Origin of the sequence: Kibdelosporangium phytohabitans, assembly GCF_001302585.1 — a bacterium.
GTDB lineage: Bacteria > Actinomycetota > Actinomycetes > Mycobacteriales > Pseudonocardiaceae > Kibdelosporangium > Kibdelosporangium phytohabitans.
In genome coordinates, this window is record NZ_CP012752.1 from 9,391,691 (window position 1) to 9,416,922 (window position 25,232).

Genomic DNA, 25,232 nt, shown 5'->3' on the forward strand with positions numbered 1-25,232 from the left:
AGTGCGTCGACGAGTTCGCGCCTGGTCGAGTCGACACGTCGATGCCCAGCTAGTGGACAGCGTGCAGGCGGCTGCCGAGGGGCAACGGCGTCATGCCGCGGGGCGTGCTGGGCGGGCTGCTGCGCCGGGTCGAGGTGCTGCACCGCGAGGTCCTCGCACCCAACGGGCTCAACGCGTCCGGGTTGCAGCCGCGTGAGGTGGACGTGCTGCGGCTGCTTCGGAACCGGCGCCCATCAGGCCCGCGTACGTCATCGCCGGGCCGTCCTCGGCGATCGTGTCCAGCTCGTAGAGCGCCACATCGTCCGGTCGCAGGCGAAGCGTGTACCCGTTGTCCGCGGACGCAAGCACTTGTTTTCCGAGAGTTTTTCGGAGATCGGAGATGTGGAGGTAGATGGCGCTCGGCGCGCTGGGTGGAGGTGCCGGCCCCAGAGCGCTTCGACCACGTCCTGGCGCGTCACGGCCTGGCCCGCGCGTACCGCGAGGACGGCTCGCTGCCGGGGCGGGCCCAGGTTCGGCTCCTCGTCGCCGTTGGTCACGGACACGCGGCCGAGCAAGCGGACTCTTAGCCTCGAAACAAGGCCAGGCTACCGGGCGTGAGAGCGTGTCCACACAGCGTGCGGGATGCAGGTTCCGGAAGGCCCCGGTCACCCACGACCAGGGCGCGATCCGGCTCAGAAATCAGCGTCGAGGCACGCCAGCCGGGCTCCCGCCGTGCCCGCGTGACCGGGGTCGGTGTGCGTGTGGGTCTCGTGGACCACGATGGACGACGCCTCGCGGTCACCGAAGCCCCACGGCACCCGCGCCACCGCGAGACCGTTGCCTGTCTGGTCGGTGGTGAAGTCCAGCCAGATCTCGTTGCGGGAGTTGGCGTACGCCGGGTCGACCGACGGCTGCACCGGGTCCTTCTCGTCCTGGAAGTGCGGGCCGGAGTCCGCCGGAGCCGGCCCACACGGTTTGACGTGCACGTGCGCGCCGTACTCGCGTTTGGGCAGCAGGCCGCGGGTGGTGAGCAGGACCGTGCTGCCGTTGGACGAGGACACGGCCAGCACGGACAAGGTCGCGCCTGACGGCGCGAGTTTCTCGTTGTAGGTGACACCGCGCGCGCCCGGTTCGTAGGGCTGGATCTTCGCGGACGCGGTGGTCACGTGCAGGGAAGGGATCTCGGCCGCTGAGACTGTGCCCCCGGCCAGCAGCACGGCCGGGACGATCGCGGCCAGCGCCAGGTAACGCATGTGCACTCCTGGGGAGAGTTCGGACGTCACTGCGAATAGTGCACCACTGCGCGTCCGACCGCCGTACAGCGGGCGGCCGTTCGGCCTACACGAGCGCCGTCCCGATCAGGCCGTTGCGGGTGACCAGCGCGGCGAGCTGCTCCTCGGTCAGGTTCTCCGTGCCGGGCGGCCGGTTGGGCACGACCATGTAGCGGATCTCGGAGTTGGCGTCCCACACCTCGATCCCGACCTCCGGGCGCAGGTCCACGCCGAACTCCCGCAGCACCTCCCTCGGCTCGCGGACCACCCGCGACCGGTAGGCCTCGCTCTTGTACCAAGTCGGGGACGGGCCGAGCAGGGCAAGCGGGTAGCACGAGCACAGCGTGCACACCACGACGTTGTGCTCGTCCTCGCTGTTGGCCACCACCTGCAGGTCCTGCACCCGCAGCCCGCCACCCATGGACAACTCGAGCCCGGCGATCGCGGCCTGGGCGTCGACCAGCAGGCGCTCGCGGAAAACCGGGTCCGTCCACGCCCTCGCGACGATCCGGGCGCCGTTCATCGGGGTCGCGCGGTTGAGGAACGCGGCCAGCGTCTCGTCCAGCACGCCCGGCTCCACCAGGCCGCGCTGTTCCAGCAGGTGTTCCATCCGGCGGACGCGGGCCGCGATGGGCGCGTCGGAGTGGTCGCCGCTCATGGCTTCTCCAGGTAGCTCTCCCACAGGCTCAACGTCACCGTGTGGTCTCCGGTTCCGAACAGTTCGCGGGCGGTGAAGCGGACCGCGTAGACCGCCTCCTCCGGCGCGGAGATCCCGCGTGCGACGTCGTCAGGCAGCAGGTGCGCGCCCTGGGGGCGCACGATGGTGCCGACCGCGCCGCGGGCGTACGAGGGCAGGCGGGTGTGGTGCGGCGGGTCGACGCTCTTGGCCCTGACCAGCTCACCCGTCGTGAACGTCATCGAGTTCCTCCGCATCGAGGACACCCTTCTCGACCAGCAGGGTGCGGATCGCCAGGTACCAGCGCTCGTAGTACGAGGCAGCCAGGTACTGGGCCGGTGGCAGGCGTTCGACCGCGTCGCGGAACTCGTCCAGGTGATAGATCCGCTTGCGCAGCAGTGCCGTGTTCAGCGCGAAGACGTGGGCCTCCCAGTCGGCGTGGAAAGGGGGCTCGTCCTGCTCGACGACGAGCTCGCCGAACCCCTGCACGCCGCCGACGTCGTTGATCCGGCTCATGCAACCGATGGTAACTGTGGCAACGATGTGAACAAGGGGTTGACGTTTCCCGGCCGATCCTTGAGGTAGCCTCCACCCATGGAGACACGAGCACGGTTGAAAGAGGCGGCGACTCTCTCCGCCGTGCTTTGCTTCATTTACCTGACTGCCATCTTCTTCACCGCCACGGGCGGTGACATCGACTACCTCTACGCGTGGATCTCCGGCCCCGCCGCGATGGTGATCGGTCTCGGTCTGATTCTCAGGTGCCGTCCCGGCCGCTGAGCGGATTAGAGTGTCGCGGTGACCGAGCAGCGACTCTCCACCTGGGAAAACCGCACGGAATGGCCGATGACCGCGCTCGCGGTGGCGTTCCTGGTCGTGTACGCGTGGCAGGTGCTGCACGTGAGTGCGCCCGCGTGGTGGCGGCTGACCTTGGAGATCACCCTGTGGGGCGTCTGGCTGGTGTTCGCGGCCGACTACGTGACGCGGCTGGTGCTGGCCGAGCGGAAACTGCGTTTCATCTGGCGGCACCTGTTCGATTTGCTCGCGGTGGCGTTGCCGATGGTCCGGCAATTGCGGGTGCTGCGGCTCGTCACCGTTTTACGAGTGCTCAATCGCAAAGCTTCGACCGCGTTCCGCGGCCGGGTGGCGATTTATGTCGGCATGGTGACGGTGTTGGTGAGTTTCGCGGCGGCACTCGCCGTGCTGGATGCCGAACGGAGCAATCCGGACGCCGGGATCAATTCGTTCCCGAAAGCGCTGTGGTGGACTCTGACGACGATCTCCACGGTCGGCTACGGCGACGTGTACCCGACGACGTGGGAGGGCAGGCTGGTCGCGGCCAGCCTGATGATCGGCGGGATCGCGCTGCTCGGTGTGATCACCGGCATGATCGCCTCCTGGTTCCTGGAACGGATCCAGCAGAGCACCGAGGAGTCGGTCCACTCCGAGACCGACGAGCTGCACGTCGAACTGGTGACGTTGCGGGAGGAAGTCCGCAGGCTGCGTGCACAACTGGGCGAACAGGACTCCAGCCCGCCGCGCGTGACCAGCTGACACGCGGTTACACGACCTCGTCGTCCCGCAGCCGCCGGATGTCGCTCGCGCTGTAGCCCAGCGCGCCGAGGATGTCCGCGGTGTGCTCGCCGACGTCCGGCACCGGGTCCATCCGCGCGGTGATCCCGTCGAGGCGCGCAGGCGGTGGCAGCGCAGCCATCGTCCCGCCCGGGATGCCGACGTCCTGCCAGCGGCCGGCGAGGACCGGGTGGTCGAGGAATTCGGTGACCGAGTTGACGCCCGCGTTCGCGATGTCCGCCTTGTCCAGCAGCGCCATGGCCTCCACGCTGTTGATCTCGGCGAACCGTTGGGCGACAATCGCGTTGACCTCGTCACGGCGCTCGACCCTGGCTGAGCCGGTCGCGTAGCGCGGATCGTCGACGAGCTCGGGTCGGTTGAGGAACTGTTGGCACAGCGCGACCCATTCGCGCTCGTTCTGGATGGAGAACAGCACATCCTTGCCGTCCGAGGCCGTGTAGGCGCCGTACGGCGAGATCGTGGCGTGCTGCGTGCCGACGCGTGGCGGCTGGGTTCCGCTGTAGCGGGTGTAATACGCGGGCTGCCCCATCCATTCGGCCAACGCGTCGAACAACGTCACGTCGACCGCACGCGCTTTCCCTGTGGTGGCACGGGTGTAGAGCGCGGTGAGGATCCCTGAGTACGCGTACATCCCGGCCGCGATGTCCGCGACGGACACACCGACCCGTGCCGCGCCCTCCGGCGTGCCGGTCAGCGACACGAGCCCGGTTTGGCACTGCACCAACAGGTCGTAGGCCTTGCGGTCGGCCCACGGTTCGCTGTACCCGGAGATCGTGCACGTGATCAGCTTCTCGTAGCTCAGGCTCTGCTTGTCCAGGCCGAGCCGCGCCGCCGCGCCGGGCGCGAGGTTCTGCACGAACACGTCCGCGCCTGCCAGCAGCCGGTGCAGGACTTCACGGCCGCGCGGGGACTTCAAATCCAGCGTGAGGGATTGCTTCGAGCGGTTGAGCCAGACGAAGTAGCTGGACTGGCCGTGCACTGTCGTGTCGTAGCGGCGGGCGAAGTCGCCGCCGCCCGGACGTTCCACTTTGATCACCCGGGCGCCGAGGTCGGCGAGCTGCCGAGTCGCGAACGGCGCGGCGACGGCCTGTTCGACGCTGACGACGGTGACACCTGCGAGCGGAAGATCAGTCACCGGCTCACTTTAACGGCCAGCACCACGCCAGGCAGGTGTCCGCACCGCGTCCGGCACGCGGGGTCCTTGCCGAATCCGCTTGGGCTTATGGTTAGCGGACAACGCACTGGCTTCCCGGAGGAATCGGTGGGCGCTCGTCGATTGGTCAACGGCCGTTACCGGCTCGAGGAACAGCTCGGCTCTGGCGGGATGGGTGTGGTCTGGCGTGCCACGGACGAGGAACTCCACCGCGATGTCGCACTCAAGCGCGCGCTCTACGTGGACGGCGCCCATGAGCGGAAACGGGCGCAACGGCTCAAGCGCGAGGCGCGCGCCGTCGCGAAGGTGAACCACCCGAATGTCGTGACGCTGCACATCGAAGTTGTGGCAGGTGACGAGTTGTGGCTGGTGATGGAGTACGTCGCGGGCGGCACACTGGCCGGCCACGGCGTTCTGCCGCATGCCGAGGTCGCCAGGATCGGCGCGCAACTCGCGGACGCGCTCGACGCGGTGCACAAGGCGGGCGTGCTGCACCGCGACGTGAAACCGAGCAATGTGCTGATGACCGAGGACGGCCGTCCGAAGCTGAGCGATTTCGGCGTCTCCCGGAGTGTCCACAAAGATGTCACGCTCAGCCGGACCGGCGGTCTGGACGGGACACCCGGGTACCTCGCGCCCGAAGTGGCGCAGGGCAGGGACGCGACAACGGCTTCCGACGTTTTCTCGCTCGGTGCGACGTTGTTCGCCGCCACCGAAGGTGTGTCACCGGTCGGCACGGCGGACAATCCTCAGGTACTGGTCTGGCGCGCGGCCAAAGGTGACATCGGCGAATCGCACGGTCCGCTGCGACCCGTGCTGGCCAAGATGCTGCACCCGGATCCGCGCAAACGCCCCACCGCGGCGCAAGCCAGTCAAATGCTGGAAGAAGCGGCGAACGGCATCAAGCAGCGCCCGCTGGCCAGGAGCGCGAGCTGGTTCAGGGGCCGCCCGCGGCTGGTGGCACGGGCGGCGATCCTCCTGGTACTGGTGGCCACGTGGGTGTTGCTGACCGTCGCCGGGCCCGAGCGCGTCGCCGAGACCACCGCCTGGCCCGCCATCGGCGAACCGCGCACGGCTGATCCGTGCTCGCTGCTCGACACGACCAAACTCGACAAGTTCGGCGCCACCGAGCTCGACCCGGACTACGGCAACTTCAACCGGTGTGACGTGCTGATCCGGCCACCGCAAGGGCCCGGCGAGGTGGACGTCCGGCTGGAGTTCACCGACGTGCCCCAGGTCGACGCCCGCGCGGGCTGGGTGGACCAGGCCGGGCCGATCAAGGTGGTGCGGTACCCCAGCTACAACGCGCAGTGCGAGCGCCGGTTGATGCTGCCGGGCAAGCGGCACGCCATCCCGATCATCACCAAGTACAGCAAAGGACAGTTCCAGGTCGACCTGTGCGCGGTCGCCGACACGGCGGTCGCGGCTGCGGTGGACCGGTTGCTCAAGTACGGCACAGTCCCGCGCCGTCCGTTGCCACCCGCGCCGGAGTCGTTGATGAACCTCAACGCGTGCGCCCTGCCGGACTCCGACATCCTGGCGATGTTCCCCGGTGTGGACGCCACCAGCCCCGAGCACCAGTTCGGTGGGTGGGAGTGCCGCTGGCACAGCACGACCTCCCGCAACAGCACCCTGACGGTCCGGTTCGACCAGCACAAACCGCTGACCGCGGCGGAGGGCGTGCTGCGGCCGTTCGCCGGCCACCCCGGCGCGGTGGAGGAGAACGCCACCGGTCCGAACACGTGCATGGCCAACGTCCAGTACCGCGAGTACACCGACAACAACGACCAGACGGCTACCGAGGCGGTGCACGTGATCGTGGGCAGCGACCAGTTCCCCCACGCTCGGATGTGCCAGCTCGCCGCCGCCATCGCCGAGCCGATCGCGGCCAGACTGCCCGGTTGAGGCCTTGGGAGGGCTCCCCGCACGACAAGGTTGACTGGGAGGCGTCGGAAGGAGCGATACCCATGACCGAGACGCTCTCGCCTGGGCACAGCAGCCTCGCCCTCGGTGTGCCGCCTGCCCAGCCCGGCACGATCTACGCACTGGCGATCGCGGGTGGCATCGTGTTCGGGCCACGGGAGGGCCGCACGATCCTGTTCGGCCGCAACCGCCCCGAGGTGCACGTCTGCATCGGCGAGGACGACCGGCGGGTGAGCAGGCAGCACGGCCTGCTCACCCACCAGGCCGACCAGTGGTGGGTCAGCAACACCGGCAGGCTGCCGATCCGGCTGCCGAACTCCCGGCTGCTGTTCACCGACGAGGAGCCGATCCCGCTGGTCTCCGGCTACACGCCGCTGTTCGTGCGCGGGTCGAGCGGCCGTGAGCACCTGCTCGAGCTGTTCGTGACGGGCTCCGACGCGCAGGCCCCGACGTCCCGGCACCTCGACCCGACGCACCCGCCGCGCAACTGGCGGCTCGACCCGACCGAACGGCTGGCGCTCGTCGTGCTCGGTCAGCGGTACCTGCTGCACGAGGCCAGGCCGCAGCCGCTGTCGTGGACGCAGGCGGCGAAGGAACTCGCCCAGATGCAGCCGGACGCCGGGTGGACGGCCAAGAAGGTCGAGCACCTCGTGGTGAAGGTGCGGACGCGGCTGTCCAAGGACGGTGTCGCCGGGCTGACCCGTGAGGAGATCGCCGAACCGGTCGGCAACTCGTTGAACCACAACCTGATCCAGGAGTTGCTGACCAGCACCACGCTGGTGCCGCCGGATCTGCGCCTGCTCAACCACCCCGACGACTGATCGCCTCGACCACGGCGGCCATGTCGGCTGCGCCGTGGCCGAGCGCCGACGTCTCGGCGAACAACTGCTCGCAGACGTCCATCAGCGGCGCGGGGATACCGGAGGCCTTGGCGGCGTCGGTGATCAGGCGGGTGTTCATCCACACGTCGTCGATGGCCGCCTGCACCGAGTAGTCCCCCGCGAGCAGCTTCGGGCCCTTGACCCGCATGATCGGGCTGGCCATCTGCCCACCGGCCAGCACGTCGACGAACGTGCCCAGGTCCAGGCCGAGGCTCCTGGCGAACTGGAAGGACTCGGCCAGCCCGGTCACCGTCGTGATCAGGAAGACGTTGACCGCCAGCTTCATCCGCAGCCCGTTGGGCACGGCGCCGCAGACGACCGTCTCACGGCACATCGGCGCGATCACCCGGCGGACGACGTCGACCGCGCCGGCGTCACCGGCGAGCATGGCGACGAGTTCGCCGTTCTCCGCGGGCACGCGGGAACCGGACACCGGCGCTTCGGCGTACCGGCCGCCCGCCGCCACGATGTCGGCTTCGAGGCCTCGCGAGTACTCGGCTTCCGTCGTTCCCATGTGGACGATGAGCCGTCCGGCGACCTTGCCGGCGAACTCCGGCGCGCCTCTGCTGAGCACGGCGTCGATCGCGGATCCGTTGGCCAGCATCAGGATGACCACGTCCGACCGGGCGAACACGGTCGCGGCGTCCGGCGCCACCTCGGCGCCGGGCAGTGCCGCGGCCTTGTCCGGCGTGCGGTTCCAGACCAGCAGACGGGTTCCGGCCTTCAGGAGGTTGCGCGCCATGGGGGTGCCCATGACGCCGACTCCGATGAATCCCACGGATGGTTGTGCCACCCGGCCAGTCTGGCACCGCCGCGATCCCCTTTTGGCACCCGTAGAAGGGGCCAATGTCAGTCGGCGACCGCCAGTTCCGGCGTCCGGGCGGGCACCCTGTCCCGCTTGGACGGACGATTGGCCAGCAGCAGGCACAGCAGGGCCGGTGCGGCGACGATCGCGGCGATCGGCGGCAGCGCGCCCAGCCCGGCCGTGTTGATCACCACGCCGCCGAAGATGCCCGAGAGGCCGACGCCGAGGTAGATGCCGGACGCGTTGAGCGACAACAACAGCCCGCTGTTGGCCGGGGACAGCTCGATCAGCCAGTTCTGGACCGGCGGGTTGAACGACCACGTGAACACGCCCCACACGAACAGCACGATCCCGGCGGACACGGCCGACACCGCCGTGAGCGGCAGCGTCGCGAGGATCACGACGAACACGCTCATGATCACCAGCAGCGGTCGCCTGCTGCCGAACCTGTCCGTGACGCGGCCACCCACGGTGTTGCCGATGGCGGCGCCGACGCCGTAGGTCACCAGCAGCAGGCTGACCGTGGTCCCGTGCACGTCGGCGATCTCACCCAGCAGCGGCGCGATGTACGTGAACACGCTCATGGCGGCGAGGCAGCCGAGGACGGTGATGGCGAGCACGTACTGGACGCGCCTGTCCGCCGCGATGGTGAACCGGTCGCGGAACTTGACCGTCGGCGGTGCGGCGACGGTCGGGATGCCCACGCGTACGGCGACCGCGCCCAGCACCGACACGGCTGCCACCAACACGAAGACGCCCTGGTAGCCGAGGCTGCCGCCGAGCAGGTTGCCCGCGGGTACGCCCAGAACGAGGGAGAACGTGAGCCCGCCGAAGACGATCGCGACCGCCCGTCCCCGATGGTCCGGCGGGTTGAGCGTGGTGGCGACGACGGTGGCGGACGGGGTGTAGATCGCGGCTCCGAGCGCGCTGATCACGCGGGCCACGAGCAGGAGTTCGTAGGACGGCGCGACCGCGGCGAGCGCGTTGCCGACCGCGCTGACCAGCAGTGCGATGACCAGCAGGCGGCGGCGTTCCCAGCGTCCGGTGACGGCGGCCAGCAGTGGCGAGGCGATGGCGTACGCGAGGGCGAACGCGGTGACGAGCTGCCCGGCCGTCGCGGGCGAGACGTTCAGGTCCCGGCTGATGGCCGGGAGTACTCCGGTGACGATGTACCCGCTCGTGCCGACGGCGAACGCACCGGCGGCGAGCAGGTAGGTGCGTGGAGACAAGGGTTACTCCCCAGATGGACACTGATTCGATATCGATCGTACTACGAACATCATCGAACTACGATGAACGTCGAAATTCAACTACTATTCAGGTCATGACCGATTTGCCCCACCCAACGCGCGATGAAATCCGCATCGAGGCAGTGCTGCACGCGCTCGCCGACCCGGTGCGGCTGCAGTTGGTCAGGGCGCTCGCCGAGGTCCCCGACGATGCGGAGGGCATGGCGTGCGGGGCCGTCGACCTGCCGATCAGCAAGTCGACGCGGACCCACCACATCCGCACCTTGCGCGAGGCGGGCGTGGTGCGCGTGCGCCCGAAAGGCACCATACGGTTCACCACGCTGCGGCGCGACGACCTCGACGCGCTGTACCCGGGCATGCTCGACGGGATTCTCGCCGCCAAGCACTAGCGTGCACTCGTGATCGAGCGTGTCTTCGCTGAGGAGTACGGGCGTGCGGTCGCCGTGCTCACGCGGGTCTTCGGCGACATCGACATCGCCGAGGAAGCCGTGCAGGACGCGTTCACCGAGGCGGTCAAGCGCTGGCCGGAGACCGGTACGCCACCGAGCCCGGCCGGCTGGATCATCACCACCGCCCGCAACCGCGCGATCGACCGGCTCCGCCGTGAGGACAAGCGCGCGGACAAGCACGCACAGGCCGCGTTGCTGCACGCCGAGGACGAGCCACTGGACGCCGGGCCTGTCCACGACGACCAGCTGCGGCTGATCTTCACCTGCTGCCACCCGTCGCTGGCCACGGCCGCCCAGGTGGCGTTGACCCTGCGCCTGCTCGGCGGCCTGACCACGGCCGAGATCGCGCGTGCGTTCCTGGTCGGTGAGCCGACGATGGCGCAACGGCTGGTCCGCGCGAAAGGCAAGATCCGCGACGCGCGCATCCCGTACCGGGTGCCGTCCGGCGCCGACCTGCCCGAGCGGCTGAAACCGGTGCTCGCGGTCGTGTACCTGATCTTCAACGAGGGCTACGCCGCCAGCTCGGGCGACCGGCTGGTCCGCGAAGACCTGTGCGCGGGCGCGATCCGGCTCGGCAGGCTGCTGGCCGAGCTGATGCCGGGCGAACCGGAGGTACGCGGCCTGCTCGGGCTGATGCTGCTGATCGGGGCACGCGCGCCCGCCCGTACGACACCGGACGGCGCACTGGTCCGGCTCGCCGACCAGGACCGCGCCAAGTGGGACGCCCGGCTGCTGGCCGAAGGCCGTGAGATCGTCCGGGGCTGCCTGCGGCGCGGGCAGCCGGGGCCGTACCAGATCCAGGCCGCGATCAACGCCGTGCACAGCGAGGACACCACCGACTGGACCCAGGTCGTCCGGCTCTACGACCACCTCCTGCAGTTCACGCCGACGCCGGTGGTCGCGCTCAACCGCGCGGTCGCCGTGGCCGAAGTGGACGGTCCGGCCGCCGCGCTCGCGCTCGTCGACGAGCTGGATCTGACGCGGCTGCACCTGTTCCACGCGATCAGGGCCGATCTGCTCGGCAGACTCGGTCGTGCCGAGGAGGCGGCGGCGGCCTACGACGCCGCCATCGACCGCACCGGCAACGCGGCGGAACGCGACCACCTGCGGCAGGCCAAGGCACGTCTGCCGCGTCGATAAATCGTTTCCGGGGACCGGCGCCTCGTTGATACCCTCCACCCGAGCGCAATCAGCCAGAGCTCCCACGACTACCCACCGCCGGTTCGGTCGCCGCCATGGCAGCGCGCCACGGCTTCTTTTCCCGATCACGAACCACCACGTCATCCTCGGCGGCAAGGTGCGTGCCTGTTCGAGGCGCTGGAACCGGCGTTGGCGGTCGCCCGGCGATGAAGGTCGCCGACCGAAAACGGTTTGCCCAGCCGGAGCACCGCTGTTGGGATGAGCGGATGGAGCTGTCCATCCTGCTGGCGTTCACAGTCGCATCGGCCCTGATCAGCCTGGCCCCCGGGCCGGACATGATGTTCATCATCGCCAACGGGATCGCCCGCGGCCGCAAGGCCGGGGTGATCGCCGCGCTCGGGATGTCCACCGGCATCGCGATCCACACCGTCGCCGCCGCCGCGGGCCTCGGCGCCCTGCTGGCCGCCGCGCCCGTCGCGCTGGACGTCATGCGCGTGCTCGGCGCGATCTTCCTCGTGTACCTGGCGATCACCACGTGGCGCGCGTCGCGCAAGGCTTCCACGCAAGCGGAAGCACCCGTCCCGCAACGGTCCATGCGCAAGATGTACGTGATGGCCGTGCTGACGAACCTGGCGAACCCGAAGGTGATCCTGTTCTACCTCGCGTTCTTCCCGCAGTTCATCAGCGACCACGGCATGCCGCCGTGGGCGCAGTTCCTGACCCTCGGCGCGATCCTGATCTGCGTGGGGCTGGCCGTCGACGCGACCGTCGGGTTCATCTCCGGGGCGCTGTCGGAGTTCCTGCAGCGGCGCCCGGCGATCCGCCGCTGGATGGACCGGGTGTCCGCGGCGATCTTCGGCGCCCTGGCGGTTCGCCTGGTCGCCGACCCCCACTAGCCGGACAGGTGGGCTGGGCCACGCACTCAGCCCAGCCGTGCGTCGAGCTCCCCCGGCGTGAGCGGACTGCGGTACGCGGCAGTCAGGACATCGGTGATGGTCTCGGCGTCACCGGTCTCCGCGAGCTTGACGAACCAGTCCACGCCTGCCGGGTAGGCCCACTGGTAGGACCGCAGCAACGAGTCGGCACCGCGGTCGCCCAGGACCCGCCCGATGACCTCGTCGCCCCAGAACGGCACACGCGCCCTGGCGTGCGCCAGGCAGTCCGCCACACTGACACCGTCGTTGATCGCGATGTGCAACTCTCCGCGCACGAGCTGCAAGTAGTGATCCAGTTTGACGTGGGCGACCAGCGCCTCGTCCTCCGGCGCGACGAACAACGGCCACGCCTGCGCCAGCCCCTCCAGCAAAACCTGATGGTCGGCGTGCACGGACAGGATCCGCACCCACGGCACGTCCTCGCTCAGGCACCGCGCCGAATAGCTGGCGCACTGCAAGGCATGCCCGAGGATCTCGTGCAACGCGAACTGCCGCGCCTGCACGTCGGTGAACCGCGCGTTGCGCATGTTCAACCGCAGCCGCGCGTCCTTGCCCGATCCGTCGAGCCAGTACGACCAGTAGGCGTCGACGTTGTCCGTTTCGATCGTGAGGTTGTAGTCGGCCGTCGTCCCGGTCGCCTTCCTGACCAACGGCTCGAACTCGTCCGCCGCCTTGCGCAGCGCGTCGGGGATCTCGTCGACCGTGAGGTTGTGCTCGCTGTCAAGCAGATCGTCGCGTGTGGCTGATCCCCAGGAAATCCCCAGCCTCGCCATCGCCTCACGGGCTTGATCACCGCGCCAGGTCACGTAATCGTCACTCCAGCCGGTGACATCACACCCCTGCGTACGGCGGACGTAGTCACGCAACGGCAGCCGTTCCCCCAGCAACGCACCGAGATACGCGAGGTGGCAGTCCACCCGGCCCGCGAGGTCCTCGGCCGCGGCCTGCCGCAAGCCGGCCAACTCCTGATACGCCTGGACACGGCCGATGGCTTCGGCGCCGTCCAAGCTGGGGCGGCAGTCGAAGTCGACGACAGGAGGCGCCCCCACAGAGACCTCGTAGGCATCCCACGCCACCAGCACTCGTTCGATCTCGTCCCGCAGATTCGTTGACACACATCAACCCTAGCGAGCCACCGGGCCCGTGACTCCCCGCCACAAGTCGGGCTCGTCACGCTCAGGCCGGCCGGTCGTAGCCGCCCGCGTCACACCTCGCCTTCACCACCAGCTTTGGGGAAGGACGCCGTGAAGACCGCGTGGTCACCAACCGTCAGCGTTCCGCCGTGCCTCACGGTGATTTCGCGCGCGATGGCAAGGCCCAGACCTGACCCACCGGCGTCGCTGTCACGTGCCTCGTCCAGGCGGGTGCAGCGGTCGAACACGCGCTCACGTTCAGCGAGCGGGATTCCGGCCCGTCGTCGAGACTTCGAGCACCACCTTGTCCTCAGTGGACTCCATGACGATCGTCAAGCGCTTGGCGGCGTGTCGTTCGGCGTTGTCAACTGCTTCGCGTCACCCGTGACGAACGCCCGGCTGGTCGGCTGCCACCTCCAGCCCGGTTCGCAGGCTCGCGATCGGGCTGCGCAGTTCGTGTGCCGCGTCGGCGATGGCGTTCGCGGTCGAACGGTTGGTCAGGCAGGAGTGGACGGCGGCCGTCCTGCTGCGCCGCGTGCCTCAACCCTGGCCTATCAGGTCGTTGGTGATCGCCAGCCTCGAGTCGACGCCCAGCTTGCGCAGGATCCGGGACACGTGCATCTGCACTGTGCTGCGGGACAGCGACAGCTGGGTGGCGATGTCGGCGTTCGGCCAGCCCGCCGCGACCAGCTTGGCGATCCGGACCTCCACCTTGGACAGCGGCCCGGCCGGGACGACGACCGTGCTCAGGCCGAACGGCGCCAGCCGCGACTCGGCACGGCGGACGTCCCACGCCGCACCGAGTTCGGTGAACACGATCACCGCGTCGTGCAGTGCTTCGCGGGCCTCGTCGAGCCTGCGGTCGGCGGCCAGCAGGATCGCCGCGTCCTCCGAGGCCATGCCGTGCTCGACCTTCCGGCCGACGACGGCGAAGTGCTTGGCCACGGTCAGCAACGCGCCCGGGTCCTGCTCGATCAGGCCACGGCACCACTGCACGGCGGCGGCCGCGCGGGCAGGCCGGACCTCCATCGCGGCCTCCTCCTCGCAGAGCTTCAACGCCCGCGCGGCCAGGTCCCGGTCGCCGAGGTCGAGCGCGAGCCGGACCAGCTTGGGCAGCCACTGGTGGCGCAGCATGATCTGGGAGTAACCGCGGTCGAGGACGGGCGCGAGCAGGTCGAGCGCCTCGGCCGGGCGGCCCCGCTGCTCGGCCGCCAGCGCCTGCGCCATCAGCAGGAAGTCGATGTTGTCCCTGGCTTCCGGCGTCGGATCCGGCAGGTCGGCGACCAGCTTCAGGTGCCGTTCCAGGCTGACCGAGTCGTCACGGTGCACCGCGATGAGCGCGGCGGCGCCGTGCAGCAGCCGGATCACGCCGTGCTGGCGCAGGCCGTAGAAGGTGATCTCCGGGCCGTCGCGCATCACCGAGTCCAAGTCGGCCAGCGCCTCGTCCCACCGGCCGAGCCAGAAGTAGTGCACGGCCGCGGCGATGTACGGCCCGCTCGGCAGGTTCGCCCTGGTCACCAGGTGGCGTGCCGCGTCGAGGGTCTGACCGGCGTCGTCGAGCCGGTCGAGGTTCTGCAGGGTGAACATCTTGTTGTCGAGGAAGCTCAGCAGCAGGTCGGCCAGCTCGGGTCTGCCGGAGATCGCCGCGATCGCGGTGTTGATGTGGTCGAGCGCCTCGGCGTGCCTGCGCAGCATGGACGCGGTCAGCCAGAGCGACTGCGACCACTGGCCGATGCCGAAGAAGTCCTTGGCGGCGACCGCCTTGCTCAGCTCCGCCAGCACGTTCGGCTCGGTCGCCGCCGGGTCGTCGAGCCCGCTGCGGAGCACCATCACACGCAGCGCCTGGTGGCGTGCCCGCCAGTGCTCCGGCACCTCCGGGTCGCTGATCACCTGGTCGAGCGCCTCGATCGCGCGGGCGTTGTCGTGCCCGAGGTAGTCCAGGTACGCCAGCACGAGCCGCATCTCCGCGGTCCGGTCCGGGTCGTTGGTCATCGCGAGCACCGCACGCGCCTGCACACCCGGGTCGCGGCCGAGCCAGAACAGCACGCGGGCCAGCCGGGCGGTGAGCGTCTCGCGTGCCTCGTCACGCAGGCCCGGACTGGCGATGGCGCGGTCCAGCAGTTCGGCGGCGCTGGTCGGCGACCGGCGGGCGACCGCGTTGGTGTTGGCCAGCAGCCAGCGCGTCACCCAGGCGTCCACCGGCACGCCCGCACCCTGCAACTGGGCCGCGACCAGGGACACCGGGGCGCCCGCTCCGTCGAGCGTCTCGGCGGCCTGGCGGTGCAACGCGATCCGCACGGCCGCGGGCATCGCCTCGTACAGGGCGCGGCGCACCAGCGGATGGCGGAACGCGAAGCGCTGACCGGCTTCCCGCAGCACACCCGCGGCGCCGGCCTCCTCGATCGCCCGGATCAGCTCGGACGCCGGACGTGCCATCACCGTCGCCAGGTCGCCGAGGTCGAACTCGACGCCCAGCAGCGCGGCCCAGCGCAACGCGTCCTTGGTGAGGCCGGCCAGGTGCCCGGTCCGCCGCGTGACGACCGACGCCAGCGTCGGCTGTGCCGTGGTCAGGTTCTCGGTGTCGATGTCGTCGACGTCCGCGATGCCGTCGACGACCGTGATCGCCTCGTCGCGGACCAGCGCGTCGACGATCTCGCGGACGAACGCCGGGTTGCCCGCGGCGCTGTCGGTCAGGCCGCGCAGGGTCGGGCCGGGTTCCGCGCCGAGCAGCCGCCCGGTCAGTTCGGCTGTGCCCGCTTCGTCGAGCGGTTCGAGCGTGTGCAGGTCGCCGCCCCACGTGGACACGACCGAGCGCAGCTGGTCCAGTTCCGCGCGGCGCGGCAACAGCCGGGCGGAGCCGACGAGCAGCAACGGCAGTTGCCGGGTCAGGCGGACCATGCGGTGCCAGACGAGCAGGCTCGCGTCGTCGGACCACTGCATGTCGTCGAGCACCAGCACGACCGGGCCGTCCCCGCAGAGCTGTTCGATCAGGTCCATCAGCAGCTCGACCGCGTTGAGCAACGGGTCATCGCCGGATTCGCCCGCCCGCAGCGCTTCCGCGACCGACGCGCGCCGCGGGTCGGCGGAGCGGGCCTGCACGCCGAGGCACGACGTGATCAGTCCGAGCGGGAACCGCCTGCCGACCTCGTCGCCTCCCGCCCACAGCAGCTGGCCGCCGCGGTCGGTCGCGTCCCCGAGCGCCGCGGCCAGCAGCGCCGACTTGCCTATCCCCGGCTCGCCTTCGACCCAGACCGCCGCGCCGGTGCCGTGCAGCACGCCGACCAGGCGGTTGCGCAACGCGGAGAGCTTGCCCGACCTGCTGACGAACACGTCCGGCATGGCGAGGGTGGCCAGCGACGGCGTGCGGGTCGTGGTCACGGACGCGCCTCGCCGCGCGACGATCTCGTCGTGGATGCGGCGCAGGTTCGCGCCCGGTTCGATGCCGAGCTGCTCGATCAGGATCCGTTTGGTCTCCTCGTAGACCTCGAGCGCCTCGGGATCCCGGCCGACGCGGTGCAGCGCGGTCATCAGCAGCCCGCGCAGGCTTTCCCGCAGCGGGTGCGCGCCGGCCAGCCGGTACAGCTCGTTCACCGCGCCGGTGGTGTCGCCCGCTGCCATCATGATCTCGGCCCGGCGTTCCAGCGCGGCCAGCTTCAGCTCGGCCAAACGCTTGCGGTGCAGCGCCGCGGACGGGCCTTCGATGCCCGCGAGGGCCTCGCCGTGCCAGAGCGCCAGCGCCGCGTCCATCGCGGCTCTGGCCGCTGTCAGGTCCCTGCGGTTCCACAGCTCGTTGGCCGATTCCCTGAGCCGGTCGAACTCGACCACGTCGAGCCTGCCGTCGCCGAGTTGCAGTGAGTAGCCGGACCCGGCCGAGATCAGGGTTTGCCCGCCGGACCACCGCGACCGGTCCGGTTCGAGCACTCGACGCAACCGCGAGACATATGTGTACAGGCTCCCGCTGGCCCCGGTTGGCGGGTTGTCACCCCATACCGACGCGACCAGATCCTCACGGGAGACGACCCGGTTGGCCCGCATCGCCAGCGCGGCGAAGACCGCGCACTGCCGCCCCGATCCCAGGTCCAGCCGCTGTTCGCCCCGCCACGCGCTGACCGTGCCCAGCACTTGGACGCGCAGGGGCTCAACCGGCTCCGCCGCCATCACTCACCCCCGAATCCCTCGCGAGGATACCGCGCTGACAGCCTTTCCAGCACGGGCCGGAGCGGCTATGCGAGAGTCTTTATGAGCACACTATGAAATTCCCCAGTGTGATGCCTTTCACACATATATATCACGCTCGGTAACCAGCATCGGGTGGGCCCTGACGGGCAGTCCCCGGTGTCAAAAAGTCGCCGAACAGCTGAAACTTCTTCTCCTTCGGCCGTCGGTGGGCTTCAATACGACTACCTGGCGCGCCGCGGTCCCCGCCGCAAACGGACAATCCGCCACCTGGGTGACCGCTGTCACCCTCGCCGTCAAGGTTACTTGCGGGTTCGTTCAAATCCCGGCAAGAGTTTATGAAGGCCATTGGCGAAGACTTAATCCCATTCCACAGGCGAGCTAGTCGGGGAAGGCGCGATGGAACGGGTAAAGGTCGTCATACAAGCCACCGACCCCATCACGTACGTGGGGTTGTCCAGCTACCTGCAGCAGAGACCCGAAGTGATCGTGGTCGACCAGCGCGACGAGGCAGCGGTCCAGGTGCTGTCCACCGAGCGGGTCGGACCGGAGGCGTTGGCGCGGTTGCGCAACTCGGTCGCCGAAGGCGGGCTGCCGACCGTGCTGATGACCGGGGAACTCGGCGAGGGGCCGCTGCTGACCCTGGTCGAGTGCCACGTCGTCGCGATCCTGCCGAAGAACTCGGTGACGGGTGACCAGTTGGTCGACTGCGTCGTCGCCGCCGCGTCGGGCAACGGCGTGATGCCGCGTGACGTGCTCGGCACGCTGCTGCGCCGGATCAAGGTCCTGCAGCGGGAAGTGCTGGCACCCAACGGGTTGAGCGCGTCCGGCCTCGAACCGCGCGAGGTCGACGTGTTGCGGCTGATCGCGGAGGGGTGGGGCACCGAGGAGATCGCCAAGGAACTGGCGTACTCCGAGCGGACGGTCAAGAACGTCATCTTCAACATGACGAGCAGGCTGCACCTGCGAAACCGGGCGCACGCGGTCGCGTACGCCCTGCGCGCCGGCGTTATCTAGATCCCGGACCCCGTCAGCTGCGCGAGATCCCACTCGGCCCCGACACCGGTGAAGATCTCCGCGGCTACGGCCGACGCGGCCCTGGCGTCGGCCGGTCGGCCGCGTTCGGCGTGCAGGTCGGCGATGTCGCCCATGGTCGCCGCCAGTTCCATCGGCCTGCCCACCCGGCGGTAGTGGTCGGCGGCGACCAGCGCCTGCTCGGGATCACGTGACAGCAACGCACGACAGCGTTGCAACGCGGCGAAAGCCCGGGCGGGCACGGGTTCCCGAGCCGCTTCGAACTCCACCACCTCGACGGCCTGCTCCACCTTCTCCCAGTCGCCCATCTTGGCCGCGACCCGCACGAGCGCGGGCAGCCACTGGTGGCGCAGCATCATCCCGGCGTAGTGCGGCTGGACGATCGGCGCCAGGATGGCGTAGCCCCGCGCCAGGTCGCCGACCTGGACCGCGACCAGCGCGCGGGCCGCGAGCAGGAAGTCGAGGCTCTCCAGCTCGGCTTTCGTGGTCACCAGGCAGTGCTCGGCCGCGTCCAGGTGCGCCGCCGCCTCGATGTGGTTGCCTCTACGGGCGGAGATCAACGCGGACAGGCCGTACAGCAGCAACCTCGCCGGCCCCGCGTCGATCAGGCCCGCGTACGTGATCGACGGACCCTCGCCGACGATTGTGCCGAGCGACTTCAGCGCTTCGTCCCACCGGCCACGCCAGTAGTTGTGCACCGCCGCGGTCACGTGCAGGCCGATCGGGATGTCCTGCGGTGGGCCCAGTCGCGCCACCGCGGCCAGCGCGGCGTCGGCGTCGTCGAGCCGGTCGAGGTTCTGCAGCGAGTAGATCTTGTTGTCCAGCAAGTCGAAGTGCGTGCCGGCGTAGTCGGGCTTGCCCGCGACGAACGTGATCGCCTCGTCGATGTGCCGCAGCGCTTCGAGGTGGTCGCGGCGGATGGAGTCCACCAGCCACCGCGCCTGCAGGGCGTGCGCGGCGAGGAAGTCGTCACCGGCGGCCACCGCGTCCTCGTACGCGTCCTTCGCGGCGACCTCGGCCGTGTCGACGTTGCTCATGTCGCGCCGCAGATACGCCAGCAACGCCTTGTGCCGCAACCGCCACGCCTCCGGCAGCACCGGATCCAGCGGGACCTCCGTGAGCGTCGCGATCGCCTCGGCACGCCGTCCTCGCCGGTACACGATCGCCGCGAGCAGCTGCCGCATCTCCGCGCACCGCACGGGATCCGCGCACAGCGCCAGCGCGTGCCGCGCTTTCGCCTCCGGGTCGCGGGACAGCTGGAACAGCACCCGGACCTCGGCGGTGAGCAGCACCTCACGGCGCGGGTCGCCGAGTTCGACCGTGTCGATCACCTGGGCGAGCAGCTCGGCCGCGACCTGCGGGGCCCGGACGGCCAGCTCGGCGGCGTGTTCGACCAGCCAGCCCGCCACCCACGGCGCGGTGTCCCCGCCCGCGGCCACGAGTTGTTCGGACACCCGGTGCGGCGGGGCGCCCGCCTCGGCGAGCACCTTGGCGGCCTGGCGGTGCAGCACGCCCCTGGTCGGCACAGCGACGCTGCCGTACACCGTGTCGCGCATGAGCTGGTGCCGGAACACCAGCTTCGGGCCGTCTTCGACGAGCACGTTCGCGTTCACCGCGTCGGTCACCGCGCGCACGAGATACCACACCGGACGACCGGAGACCGCCGCGATGGTGCCGACGACCGCCTCTGTGCCGAGCACGGCGACCCACACCAGCATCTCTCTCGTGCTGTCGGACAACGACTTCGACGAGCGCTCGACCGCGGCGAGCAGCGTCCGTGGCACGTCGTCGGCTTTGCCCTCGTCGACGTAGGCCACGCCGTCGACCGTGTCGATCGCGTCGTCCGCCTGCAGCGCGCCGACCACTTCCCGCATGTACAACGGGTTCCCGTCCGCGCGGGAGGTGATCCGGCGCAGCACCCGGCCGGGCCGCGCGCGGACCAGCCCGGACAGCAGCGCTTCGCTTTCCACAAAGGACAACGGGCCGAGCTCGACCGACGCCCCGCCGCGCGTGTCGCTGCGCACGTAGCGGTGCAGCTCCCGCAGGTCCGTCCGGCCGTGTCCGGTGTTGACCGTGCAGATCAGCAGCAGCGGCAGGCGTTTGCTGGCCTCGTACAGCCTGCGCCACGCCTGCACGCTGTCGGTGTCCGCCCATTGCATGTCGTCGAGCACGAGGACGAGCGGGCCGTTGCGGCACAGCCGTTCGACGGCCGTCACCACCGACTCGCCCGCGGGCAGCTTGCGGTCGAGCCCGAGGCACTCCAGCATGATCTGCAGCGGGAACCGGCCGGACAGCTCGTCGGCCACCGCCCAGCCGATCTGGATGTCGCCGCCCGCCGGATCGCCGGCCTTCACCGCGGCACGGACCAGCTCGGACTTGCCGATCCCCGGGTCGCCCTCGATCCAGATCGCGCCACCCACGCCGTCGCGCGTGCGGCTGAGCCACCGCCGCAGCAGGTCCAGCTCCGCCTGCCTGCCCACGAACGGGTGGTCGGGCTCCGCCTTGGCCGGGCACGGCATGACCTGCAGGCTCGGCAGCCGCGGCCGGGCCACCATGTCCTTGCCCGCCAGCACATCGGCGTGCACCTGCCGCAAGGTGGGGCCTGGCTGGGCGCCCAGTTCCTCCGCCAGGGTCACGCGCGCGTCCTCGAAGACCTCAAGCGCCTCCGCGTGCCGCCCGCTGCGGGCGAGCGCGACCATCAGCAGCTCCCGCAAGGACTCCAGCAGCGGGTGATCGCGTACGAGGATCTCCAGATCGGCGGCCACCTCGACGTGGTCGCCGAGTTCCAGCCGGGCCCTGGTGCACAGCTCCACCGCGCGCAGCCACGACTGTTCGAGCCTGATCCGCTCCTGTTCGGCGAACGGCCCCGGCACACCGGCGAACGCCTCGCCGCGCCACAGCACCAGCGCGTCACCGAGTTTGTCGGTCACCGCCCGGTGTTCACCACGGGCGGCCAACGCATTCGCTTGCTCGCATAGCTCGTCGAAGAGCGTGACATCGACCTGGTGTGCGTCCACACGCAACGAATAACCGTTTCCAGCGGACACAATGACGTCGCGGCCCAGGTCGCGCAATGCCCTGCGCAGTCCGGAAACATACGTGTAGACGCTGCCGCCCGCGCTGGCGGGCGCCGCGTGGCCCCACACCGCTTCGACCAGCTCGGCACGCGAAACCGGCTGCCCGGACCGCATCGCCAGAACCACGAAGACAGCCCGTTGCCTGCCGGGTCCGAGCCCGACCTCCACGCCGTCGCGCATCACCCTGACCGGGCCCAGCAACTCGACCCTCGGCAACGCTCGCCGACCCCGCTCCCCCAGTGCACTCTTGTCTATCCCGAGAGGCACAAGGCAACAGTACAGCAGTCCAAAGGCACAACTAAGGACCTTTAAAGGCCGTCCACTATCCACTGTGGACGAATTCGGTGTTTCGCGCACGGCTGGGTGGCCTTTCGGGCAAGAACCGAGCTCACCGCGACCACGCGAAATCCCGATTGGGTAATCCTGTCGGCAGGACCGCACCATGACCGAGGAGAACCCGTGTCGCTCACCCTTCCCGCAACGACCGGCGCGGACCGGCCGCCCGCGCTCGGGCTGTGGTCGACCACCGACCACGGCCGCACGCTGGCCGTGCTCATCCCGCACAGGCAGAGCGAGCGGATCGCGGATGTGTCAGTGAGTGAGAACTCCCGTGCGGTCCAGGTCCGGATCACCCGGGCCGGGCTGCCCGCGGCGGCGGGTGCCCGGTTGGTCCGATCGATCCGGAACCTCCCGCTGACCCTCCCGCTCGGCAACCGCAGGCTGACGATGACGTGGGACGGCGAGCCCATCCCGCTGCTGCAGGCAGTGCCCGCCGGCGTCGAGGACGGCGGCGGGTCAGCGTCCGAACGGGCGAAGAAGGAACTGGTCGGCCTGATCGAGACCCTCGAGCCCGGCTCGGCGCTGCCGTCGGAACGGGCGCTCTCCGAGCGCCTGGACATCGCCAGGATGACGCTGCGGAACGCGGTGGACGAACTGACCCTGGCTGGCCGGGTGTCCAGGAGGCGGGGAAGCGGGACCTACGTCGCCGAGTCGAAACTGCTCTGCCGGATCACCCCGGACGGGGTGAACCTCGACCCGGTGGCGCCGGGCGCGGGCTTCGGGCACGTGCACGTCGTGCGGGACGTGGTGGAGGCGGACAGCGACGTGGCGGCCGACCTCGCACTGGCCCCGGGTGACCTGGTCCTGCACATCGGCAGGCTGCTGCTGGCCGACCACCGCCCGTTCGGCCTGATCTCCCGGCACATCCCGATCGCGCGACTGGCGGAGACCCCCGGCGCGCCGAGCGCGATGCGCTGGTTCACCGGGCGCACCGCGCGGGAGGAGACGCGCATCCAACTGTCGACGGCGAGCCCACCGGAAGCGAGGACGCTGGACCTGAGCCAGCTCCAGCCGATGCTGGCCTGGCACAAGACGGCGCTCGACGACACCGGCGCACCGCTGGAGCGCACCAGGGTGCTCGTCCGGGGCGACCGGGCGATCCTGGACTTGTCCAGCCCTCCGTCGACGTGAGCCCGACCGCTGCGACGGCGAGCTAGGCGGGACGTTCGACGACGGGGTGGTACAGGTCAGCCCAGTGGTACAGGTCGAGGATCCACTCGATCCCGCTGGCGACCGCCCCCGGCATGGCTGCCGGGTCCACGGCGATGGCGTCGGTCAGCCAGTCCCAGTCGATCAGGGACATGGCGAGGTGGTCGCGGTCGGCGAGGACTTCCTTGGCCTGCCGCTGGATTTCCGCGTTGTACCGCGCATTGGCCGACGGCACGCGCTGGGCCCGGGTCGTGTCGTGGATGTAGGTGATCAGCCGTTGGTCCGTGAACGGCATGCGGACGCGGAGCCCCACAGCCGTCGAGATCCGGTCCACCCGGTCGATCGCCATCCGCGTCAGCCCAGCCGGCGCCGGTCCGGCCCCGGCCAGGTGGCCACGAAGGTGCGGGCACATGAGCGCCATCCGGTCGCCGTGCGGGCGCGACGAGGCGCACCCGAAGACCTCGGCGGCGAGCGGGCCCGACAGGACCACAGTGGACTGCGCGGCCAGCGTTTCGGCGAGCAGGTACAGCGCGGAGTCGGCCTGGCCGAACCCCATCGGCGTGTCGTAGGCGGCGACGATCTCACGGCGCAGGGCCGGATCGGTCAGCGCGGCCACGTCAGCCGAGAACGTGGGCAGCCCGGACACCACCTGCGGGTCGGTGCGCGGCAGGTCGTCCAGGCGCGCGTAGGTGCGCGCCTGGACTCCCGCGGACGACAGGGTCACGATCTGCCCCGGCTCCACCGAGTGAATTCCCTTCCACGGCACGAGCGTCGACGTGACCAGCGCACGCAGGCCGTCCACGTCGACGATGCGGGGCACCGACGGATCGGCGAGGATCGACTTCGCGGACGATCCGAAAAGGACACCGTCGGGTGTCGGGTGGTAGTGCAGCGGCTTGATGCCGAGCCGGTCGCGGACCATGACCAGCTTCCGGTCACGTGCGTCCCACACCGCGAACGCGTACGCGCCGTCGAGCCGGGAAACCAGCGCGGGCCCCCATTCGAGATAGGCCTGCAGCACTATCTCGGCGTCGTCCCCGGTCACGAGAGCACGCCCGAGGCGCCTGAGCGAACCCCGCAACTCGGCTGCGTTGCTCAACTCGCCGCTGAAGTGGACGGCGTCCGAGGTCCCCGCGGTGAAGTCGACACCGCCTGCGATCCCGGCCATGGTCATCGCGGCCCTGCTGTGCGTTCCAGCTGCTCGGCGACCGTGCGCCAGACGCGGGCGCATTCCATGGCCGCCTGCGCGATCGTGCCCCTGGCGTGCGGCGGGACATTGCGCACCAGCAACGCCCATCGGTCGTTGCTCATCGCGTGCACGTCCAGCAGACGCAGCAAAGTCCGGCCGGTCTCGGAGAACCGCAGCGTCGGATCGGTCCGCAGGTACCGCATGATCGTCACGCGGTCAGGCATCTGCAGCGGCTGGGCGACCCGGGTCTGCGGCGGACGCCGTTCCTCGGTTCGCTTGGTGTTGCTGGGTTTGCGGACCGTCGGATCCTCGCCGCGTTGCAACCGGGCGCGGACCGCGCGTGCGGTCTCCGGGGAGATGCCCGCGGCCTTCGCGACCTGACGCAGCGACAGATTCGGGTTCTGCCGCATCAGGTTCATCGCCAGCCTGCGTTTCTCCAGGCTGTTGATCGGCCGCACGCGGCCGTCCTGGCCGATCCGGCTCTCCGGCTGCGGGACCCCGCCGCTGCGCCGGACCTCGCCGATCGTCTTGGCCGACAGGCCGGTCACGCTCGCGATCAGCCGGTCCGACCAATGTGGATGGCTGGTCACGATGCTCTTCGCCGCGGCCTTGCGTTCGGCCAGCGACAGCGGCAGCCCGTGTGCGACGTTCGACCGCACAGCGAGCACGAACGCGTCGGCTTCGTCACCGTCGAAGAACCGGACCGCGATGTCGGGGTGGTTGCGGAGCCGGGCCGCCCGCAACCGGTGCACGCCGTCGATCACGCGCATCGTCCCGCGGTGCACGATGATCGGCGGCAGTTCGTCCGGTGTGTCGGCGAGCGCCCTGACGTGTTCGAGGTTCTCGCCCGCGGTCCTCGGCGACCCGGCGACACGCAGCGCCCTGATCGGGATACGGACCACCGGGCCCGCGCCCGCACTCATCTCGAGGCAGTCGAATTCTTCCCGGGGAAGGCTGACAGCGGCGAAGTTGGTCACCTCGACCTCCAGTCCTCACAGCGAACCTGGTGACCCGCAAGATGTGACCCAGGTTGGCAGCCGTGCCGTCACGCACACCAGTGACAGCACCACGAGGCCGAA

At 69.9% G+C, this 25,232-nt stretch carries 22 protein-coding genes and 1 pseudogene; 9 read left to right on the plus strand and 14 right to left on the minus strand.

Translation table 11 applies throughout. From position 1 onward, the window contains the following. Nucleotides 1–168: 168 nt before the first annotated feature. The 5 genes from AOZ06_RS41865 to AOZ06_RS58635 all read right to left on the minus strand — a co-directional run bounded on the left by AOZ06_RS41865 (nucleotide 169) and on the right by AOZ06_RS58635 (nucleotide 2,442). The gene (locus AOZ06_RS41865; protein ID WP_054294434.1) at nucleotides 169–348 is read right to left on the minus strand and encodes a hypothetical protein; all 180 of its coding nucleotides are present in this window, start codon (nucleotides 346–348) and stop codon (nucleotides 169–171) included. A 323-nt stretch (nucleotides 349–671) separates the two neighbouring features. Further along, the gene (locus AOZ06_RS41870) at nucleotides 672–1,232 is read right to left on the minus strand and encodes a superoxide dismutase family protein (protein ID WP_054294435.1); all 561 of its coding nucleotides are present in this window, start codon (nucleotides 1,230–1,232) and stop codon (nucleotides 672–674) included. Between the two features lie 85 nt (nucleotides 1,233–1,317). Continuing rightward, complete coding sequence (locus AOZ06_RS41875) at nucleotides 1,318–1,908, minus strand: nitrile hydratase subunit alpha (protein ID WP_054294436.1); 591 nt, start codon at nucleotides 1,906–1,908, stop codon at nucleotides 1,318–1,320. Further along, a complete protein-coding gene (locus tag AOZ06_RS58630; protein ID WP_054294437.1) occupies nucleotides 1,905–2,168 on the minus strand; it encodes an SH3-like domain-containing protein in 264 nt (87 codons plus the stop codon). Before AOZ06_RS58630 ends, AOZ06_RS41875 begins: the two co-directional genes overlap by 4 nt. Then, a complete protein-coding gene (locus AOZ06_RS58635) occupies nucleotides 2,149–2,442 on the minus strand; it encodes an SH3-like domain-containing protein (RefSeq protein ID WP_054294438.1) in 294 nt (97 codons plus the stop codon). The genes AOZ06_RS58630 and AOZ06_RS58635 overlap by 20 nt, the downstream gene beginning before the upstream one ends. A gap of 78 nt (nucleotides 2,443–2,520) precedes the next feature. On the opposite strand from AOZ06_RS58635, the gene AOZ06_RS41890 reads away from it, so the two are divergent. Then, nucleotides 2,521–2,706: a hypothetical protein gene (locus tag AOZ06_RS41890; RefSeq protein WP_054294439.1), complete on the plus strand. Its 186-nt coding sequence runs from the start codon at nucleotides 2,521–2,523 to the stop codon at nucleotides 2,704–2,706. 18 nt (nucleotides 2,707–2,724) lie between these two features. Then, complete coding sequence (locus AOZ06_RS41895) at nucleotides 2,725–3,480, plus strand: potassium channel family protein (protein ID WP_236951910.1); 756 nt, start codon at nucleotides 2,725–2,727, stop codon at nucleotides 3,478–3,480. Between the two features lie 7 nt (nucleotides 3,481–3,487). On the opposite strand, the gene AOZ06_RS41900 is transcribed toward AOZ06_RS41895, so the two are convergent. Then, entirely contained in the window at nucleotides 3,488–4,654 is a 1,167-nt protein-coding gene (locus tag AOZ06_RS41900; RefSeq protein WP_054294440.1) for a CaiB/BaiF CoA transferase family protein, read from the minus strand. A 126-nt stretch (nucleotides 4,655–4,780) separates the two neighbouring features. Here AOZ06_RS41900 and AOZ06_RS41905 point away from each other — a divergent pair, with 126 nt between their 5' ends. Continuing rightward, nucleotides 4,781–6,577, plus strand: a complete 1,797-nt coding sequence (locus AOZ06_RS41905; protein WP_169799058.1) for a serine/threonine-protein kinase — start codon at nucleotides 4,781–4,783, stop codon at nucleotides 6,575–6,577. A gap of 62 nt (nucleotides 6,578–6,639) precedes the next feature. Continuing rightward, on the plus strand, nucleotides 6,640–7,416 hold the full coding sequence (locus tag AOZ06_RS41910; RefSeq protein ID WP_054294442.1) for an FHA domain-containing protein: 777 nt from the start codon (nucleotides 6,640–6,642) through the stop codon (nucleotides 7,414–7,416). Here the strand turns inward: AOZ06_RS41910 and AOZ06_RS41915 are convergent. Then, nucleotides 7,397–8,404: an NAD(P)-dependent oxidoreductase gene (locus AOZ06_RS41915; RefSeq protein ID WP_335338327.1), complete on the minus strand. Its 1,008-nt coding sequence runs from the start codon at nucleotides 8,402–8,404 to the stop codon at nucleotides 7,397–7,399. The genes AOZ06_RS41910 and AOZ06_RS41915 overlap by 20 nt on opposite strands. Next, nucleotides 8,326–9,510: an MFS transporter gene (locus AOZ06_RS41920; RefSeq protein WP_054294443.1), complete on the minus strand. Its 1,185-nt coding sequence runs from the start codon at nucleotides 9,508–9,510 to the stop codon at nucleotides 8,326–8,328. Before AOZ06_RS41920 ends, AOZ06_RS41915 begins: the two co-directional genes overlap by 79 nt. Nucleotides 9,511–9,605: 95 nt before the next feature. Here AOZ06_RS41920 and AOZ06_RS41925 point away from each other — a divergent pair, with 95 nt between their 5' ends. From AOZ06_RS41925 to AOZ06_RS41935, 3 genes are all read left to right on the plus strand, one after another. Further along, entirely contained in the window at nucleotides 9,606–9,920 is a 315-nt protein-coding gene (locus AOZ06_RS41925) for an ArsR/SmtB family transcription factor (RefSeq protein ID WP_054294444.1), read from the plus strand. A 9-nt stretch (nucleotides 9,921–9,929) separates the two neighbouring features. Further along, the gene (locus tag AOZ06_RS41930) at nucleotides 9,930–11,120 is read left to right on the plus strand and encodes an RNA polymerase sigma factor (protein WP_054294445.1); all 1,191 of its coding nucleotides are present in this window, start codon (nucleotides 9,930–9,932) and stop codon (nucleotides 11,118–11,120) included. 266 nt (nucleotides 11,121–11,386) lie between these two features. Continuing rightward, on the plus strand, nucleotides 11,387–12,016 hold the full coding sequence (locus AOZ06_RS41935) for a LysE family translocator (protein WP_054294446.1): 630 nt from the start codon (nucleotides 11,387–11,389) through the stop codon (nucleotides 12,014–12,016). A gap of 26 nt (nucleotides 12,017–12,042) precedes the next feature. Here AOZ06_RS41935 and AOZ06_RS41940 read toward each other — a convergent pair whose 3' ends face one another. From AOZ06_RS41940 to AOZ06_RS41945, 3 genes and pseudogenes are all read right to left on the minus strand, one after another. Beyond that, nucleotides 12,043–13,170, minus strand: a complete 1,128-nt coding sequence (locus AOZ06_RS41940; protein ID WP_218921870.1) for a hypothetical protein — start codon at nucleotides 13,168–13,170, stop codon at nucleotides 12,043–12,045. Nucleotides 13,171–13,259: 89 nt separating this feature from the next. Then, nucleotides 13,260–13,463, minus strand: a pseudogene (locus tag AOZ06_RS60850) (ATP-binding protein); the annotation flags it as partial. A 265-nt stretch (nucleotides 13,464–13,728) separates the two neighbouring features. After that, complete coding sequence (locus tag AOZ06_RS41945) at nucleotides 13,729–17,346, minus strand: ATP-binding protein (RefSeq protein ID WP_063810212.1); 3,618 nt, start codon at nucleotides 17,344–17,346, stop codon at nucleotides 13,729–13,731. Between the two features lie 417 nt (nucleotides 17,347–17,763). On the opposite strand from AOZ06_RS41945, the gene AOZ06_RS41950 reads away from it, so the two are divergent. After that, nucleotides 17,764–18,381, plus strand: a complete 618-nt coding sequence (locus AOZ06_RS41950; protein ID WP_054294447.1) for a helix-turn-helix transcriptional regulator — start codon at nucleotides 17,764–17,766, stop codon at nucleotides 18,379–18,381. Here the strand turns inward: AOZ06_RS41950 and AOZ06_RS41955 are convergent. After that, the gene (locus tag AOZ06_RS41955; protein WP_169799059.1) at nucleotides 18,378–21,743 is read right to left on the minus strand and encodes an ATP-binding protein; all 3,366 of its coding nucleotides are present in this window, start codon (nucleotides 21,741–21,743) and stop codon (nucleotides 18,378–18,380) included. The genes AOZ06_RS41950 and AOZ06_RS41955 overlap by 4 nt on opposite strands. A gap of 192 nt (nucleotides 21,744–21,935) precedes the next feature. Here AOZ06_RS41955 and AOZ06_RS41960 point away from each other — a divergent pair, with 192 nt between their 5' ends. After that, on the plus strand, nucleotides 21,936–22,946 hold the full coding sequence (locus AOZ06_RS41960; protein WP_054294449.1) for a GntR family transcriptional regulator: 1,011 nt from the start codon (nucleotides 21,936–21,938) through the stop codon (nucleotides 22,944–22,946). A 22-nt stretch (nucleotides 22,947–22,968) separates the two neighbouring features. On the opposite strand, the gene AOZ06_RS41965 is transcribed toward AOZ06_RS41960, so the two are convergent. Further along, nucleotides 22,969–24,138 carry an asparagine synthase-related protein gene (locus tag AOZ06_RS41965; RefSeq protein ID WP_169799060.1) on the minus strand — a complete coding sequence of 390 codons (1,170 nt, stop codon included), beginning with the start codon at nucleotides 24,136–24,138 and terminating at the stop codon, nucleotides 22,969–22,971. Further along, nucleotides 24,135–25,130 carry a ParB/RepB/Spo0J family partition protein gene (locus AOZ06_RS41970; protein WP_236951912.1) on the minus strand — a complete coding sequence of 332 codons (996 nt, stop codon included), beginning with the start codon at nucleotides 25,128–25,130 and terminating at the stop codon, nucleotides 24,135–24,137. Before AOZ06_RS41970 ends, AOZ06_RS41965 begins: the two co-directional genes overlap by 4 nt. Nucleotides 25,131–25,232: the final 102 nt, after the last annotated feature.

Bases quoted from the DNA above. Each gene is read 5' to 3' on its own strand.
- AOZ06_RS41965 (WP_169799060.1), bottom strand. From the start codon at position 24,138: ATGACCATGGCCGGGATCGCAGGCGGTGTCGACTTCACCGCGGGGACC.
- AOZ06_RS58635 (WP_054294438.1), bottom strand. From the start codon at position 2,442: ATGAGCCGGATCAACGACGTCGGCGGCGTGCAGGGGTTCGGCGAGCTC.
- AOZ06_RS41875 (WP_054294436.1), bottom strand. From the start codon at position 1,908: ATGAGCGGCGACCACTCCGACGCGCCCATCGCGGCCCGCGTCCGCCGG.
- AOZ06_RS41950 (WP_054294447.1), top strand. From the start codon at position 17,764: ATGGAACGGGTAAAGGTCGTCATACAAGCCACCGACCCCATCACGTAC.
- AOZ06_RS41935 (WP_054294446.1), top strand. From the start codon at position 11,387: ATGGAGCTGTCCATCCTGCTGGCGTTCACAGTCGCATCGGCCCTGATC.
- AOZ06_RS41870 (WP_054294435.1), bottom strand. From the start codon at position 1,232: ATGCGTTACCTGGCGCTGGCCGCGATCGTCCCGGCCGTGCTGCTGGCC.
- AOZ06_RS41910 (WP_054294442.1), top strand. From the start codon at position 6,640: ATGACCGAGACGCTCTCGCCTGGGCACAGCAGCCTCGCCCTCGGTGTG.
- AOZ06_RS41890 (WP_054294439.1), top strand. From the start codon at position 2,521: ATGGAGACACGAGCACGGTTGAAAGAGGCGGCGACTCTCTCCGCCGTG.
- AOZ06_RS58630 (WP_054294437.1), bottom strand. From the start codon at position 2,168: ATGACGTTCACGACGGGTGAGCTGGTCAGGGCCAAGAGCGTCGACCCG.
- AOZ06_RS41945 (WP_063810212.1), bottom strand. From the start codon at position 17,346: ATGGCGGCGGAGCCGGTTGAGCCCCTGCGCGTCCAAGTGCTGGGCACG.
- AOZ06_RS41925 (WP_054294444.1), top strand. From the start codon at position 9,606: ATGACCGATTTGCCCCACCCAACGCGCGATGAAATCCGCATCGAGGCA.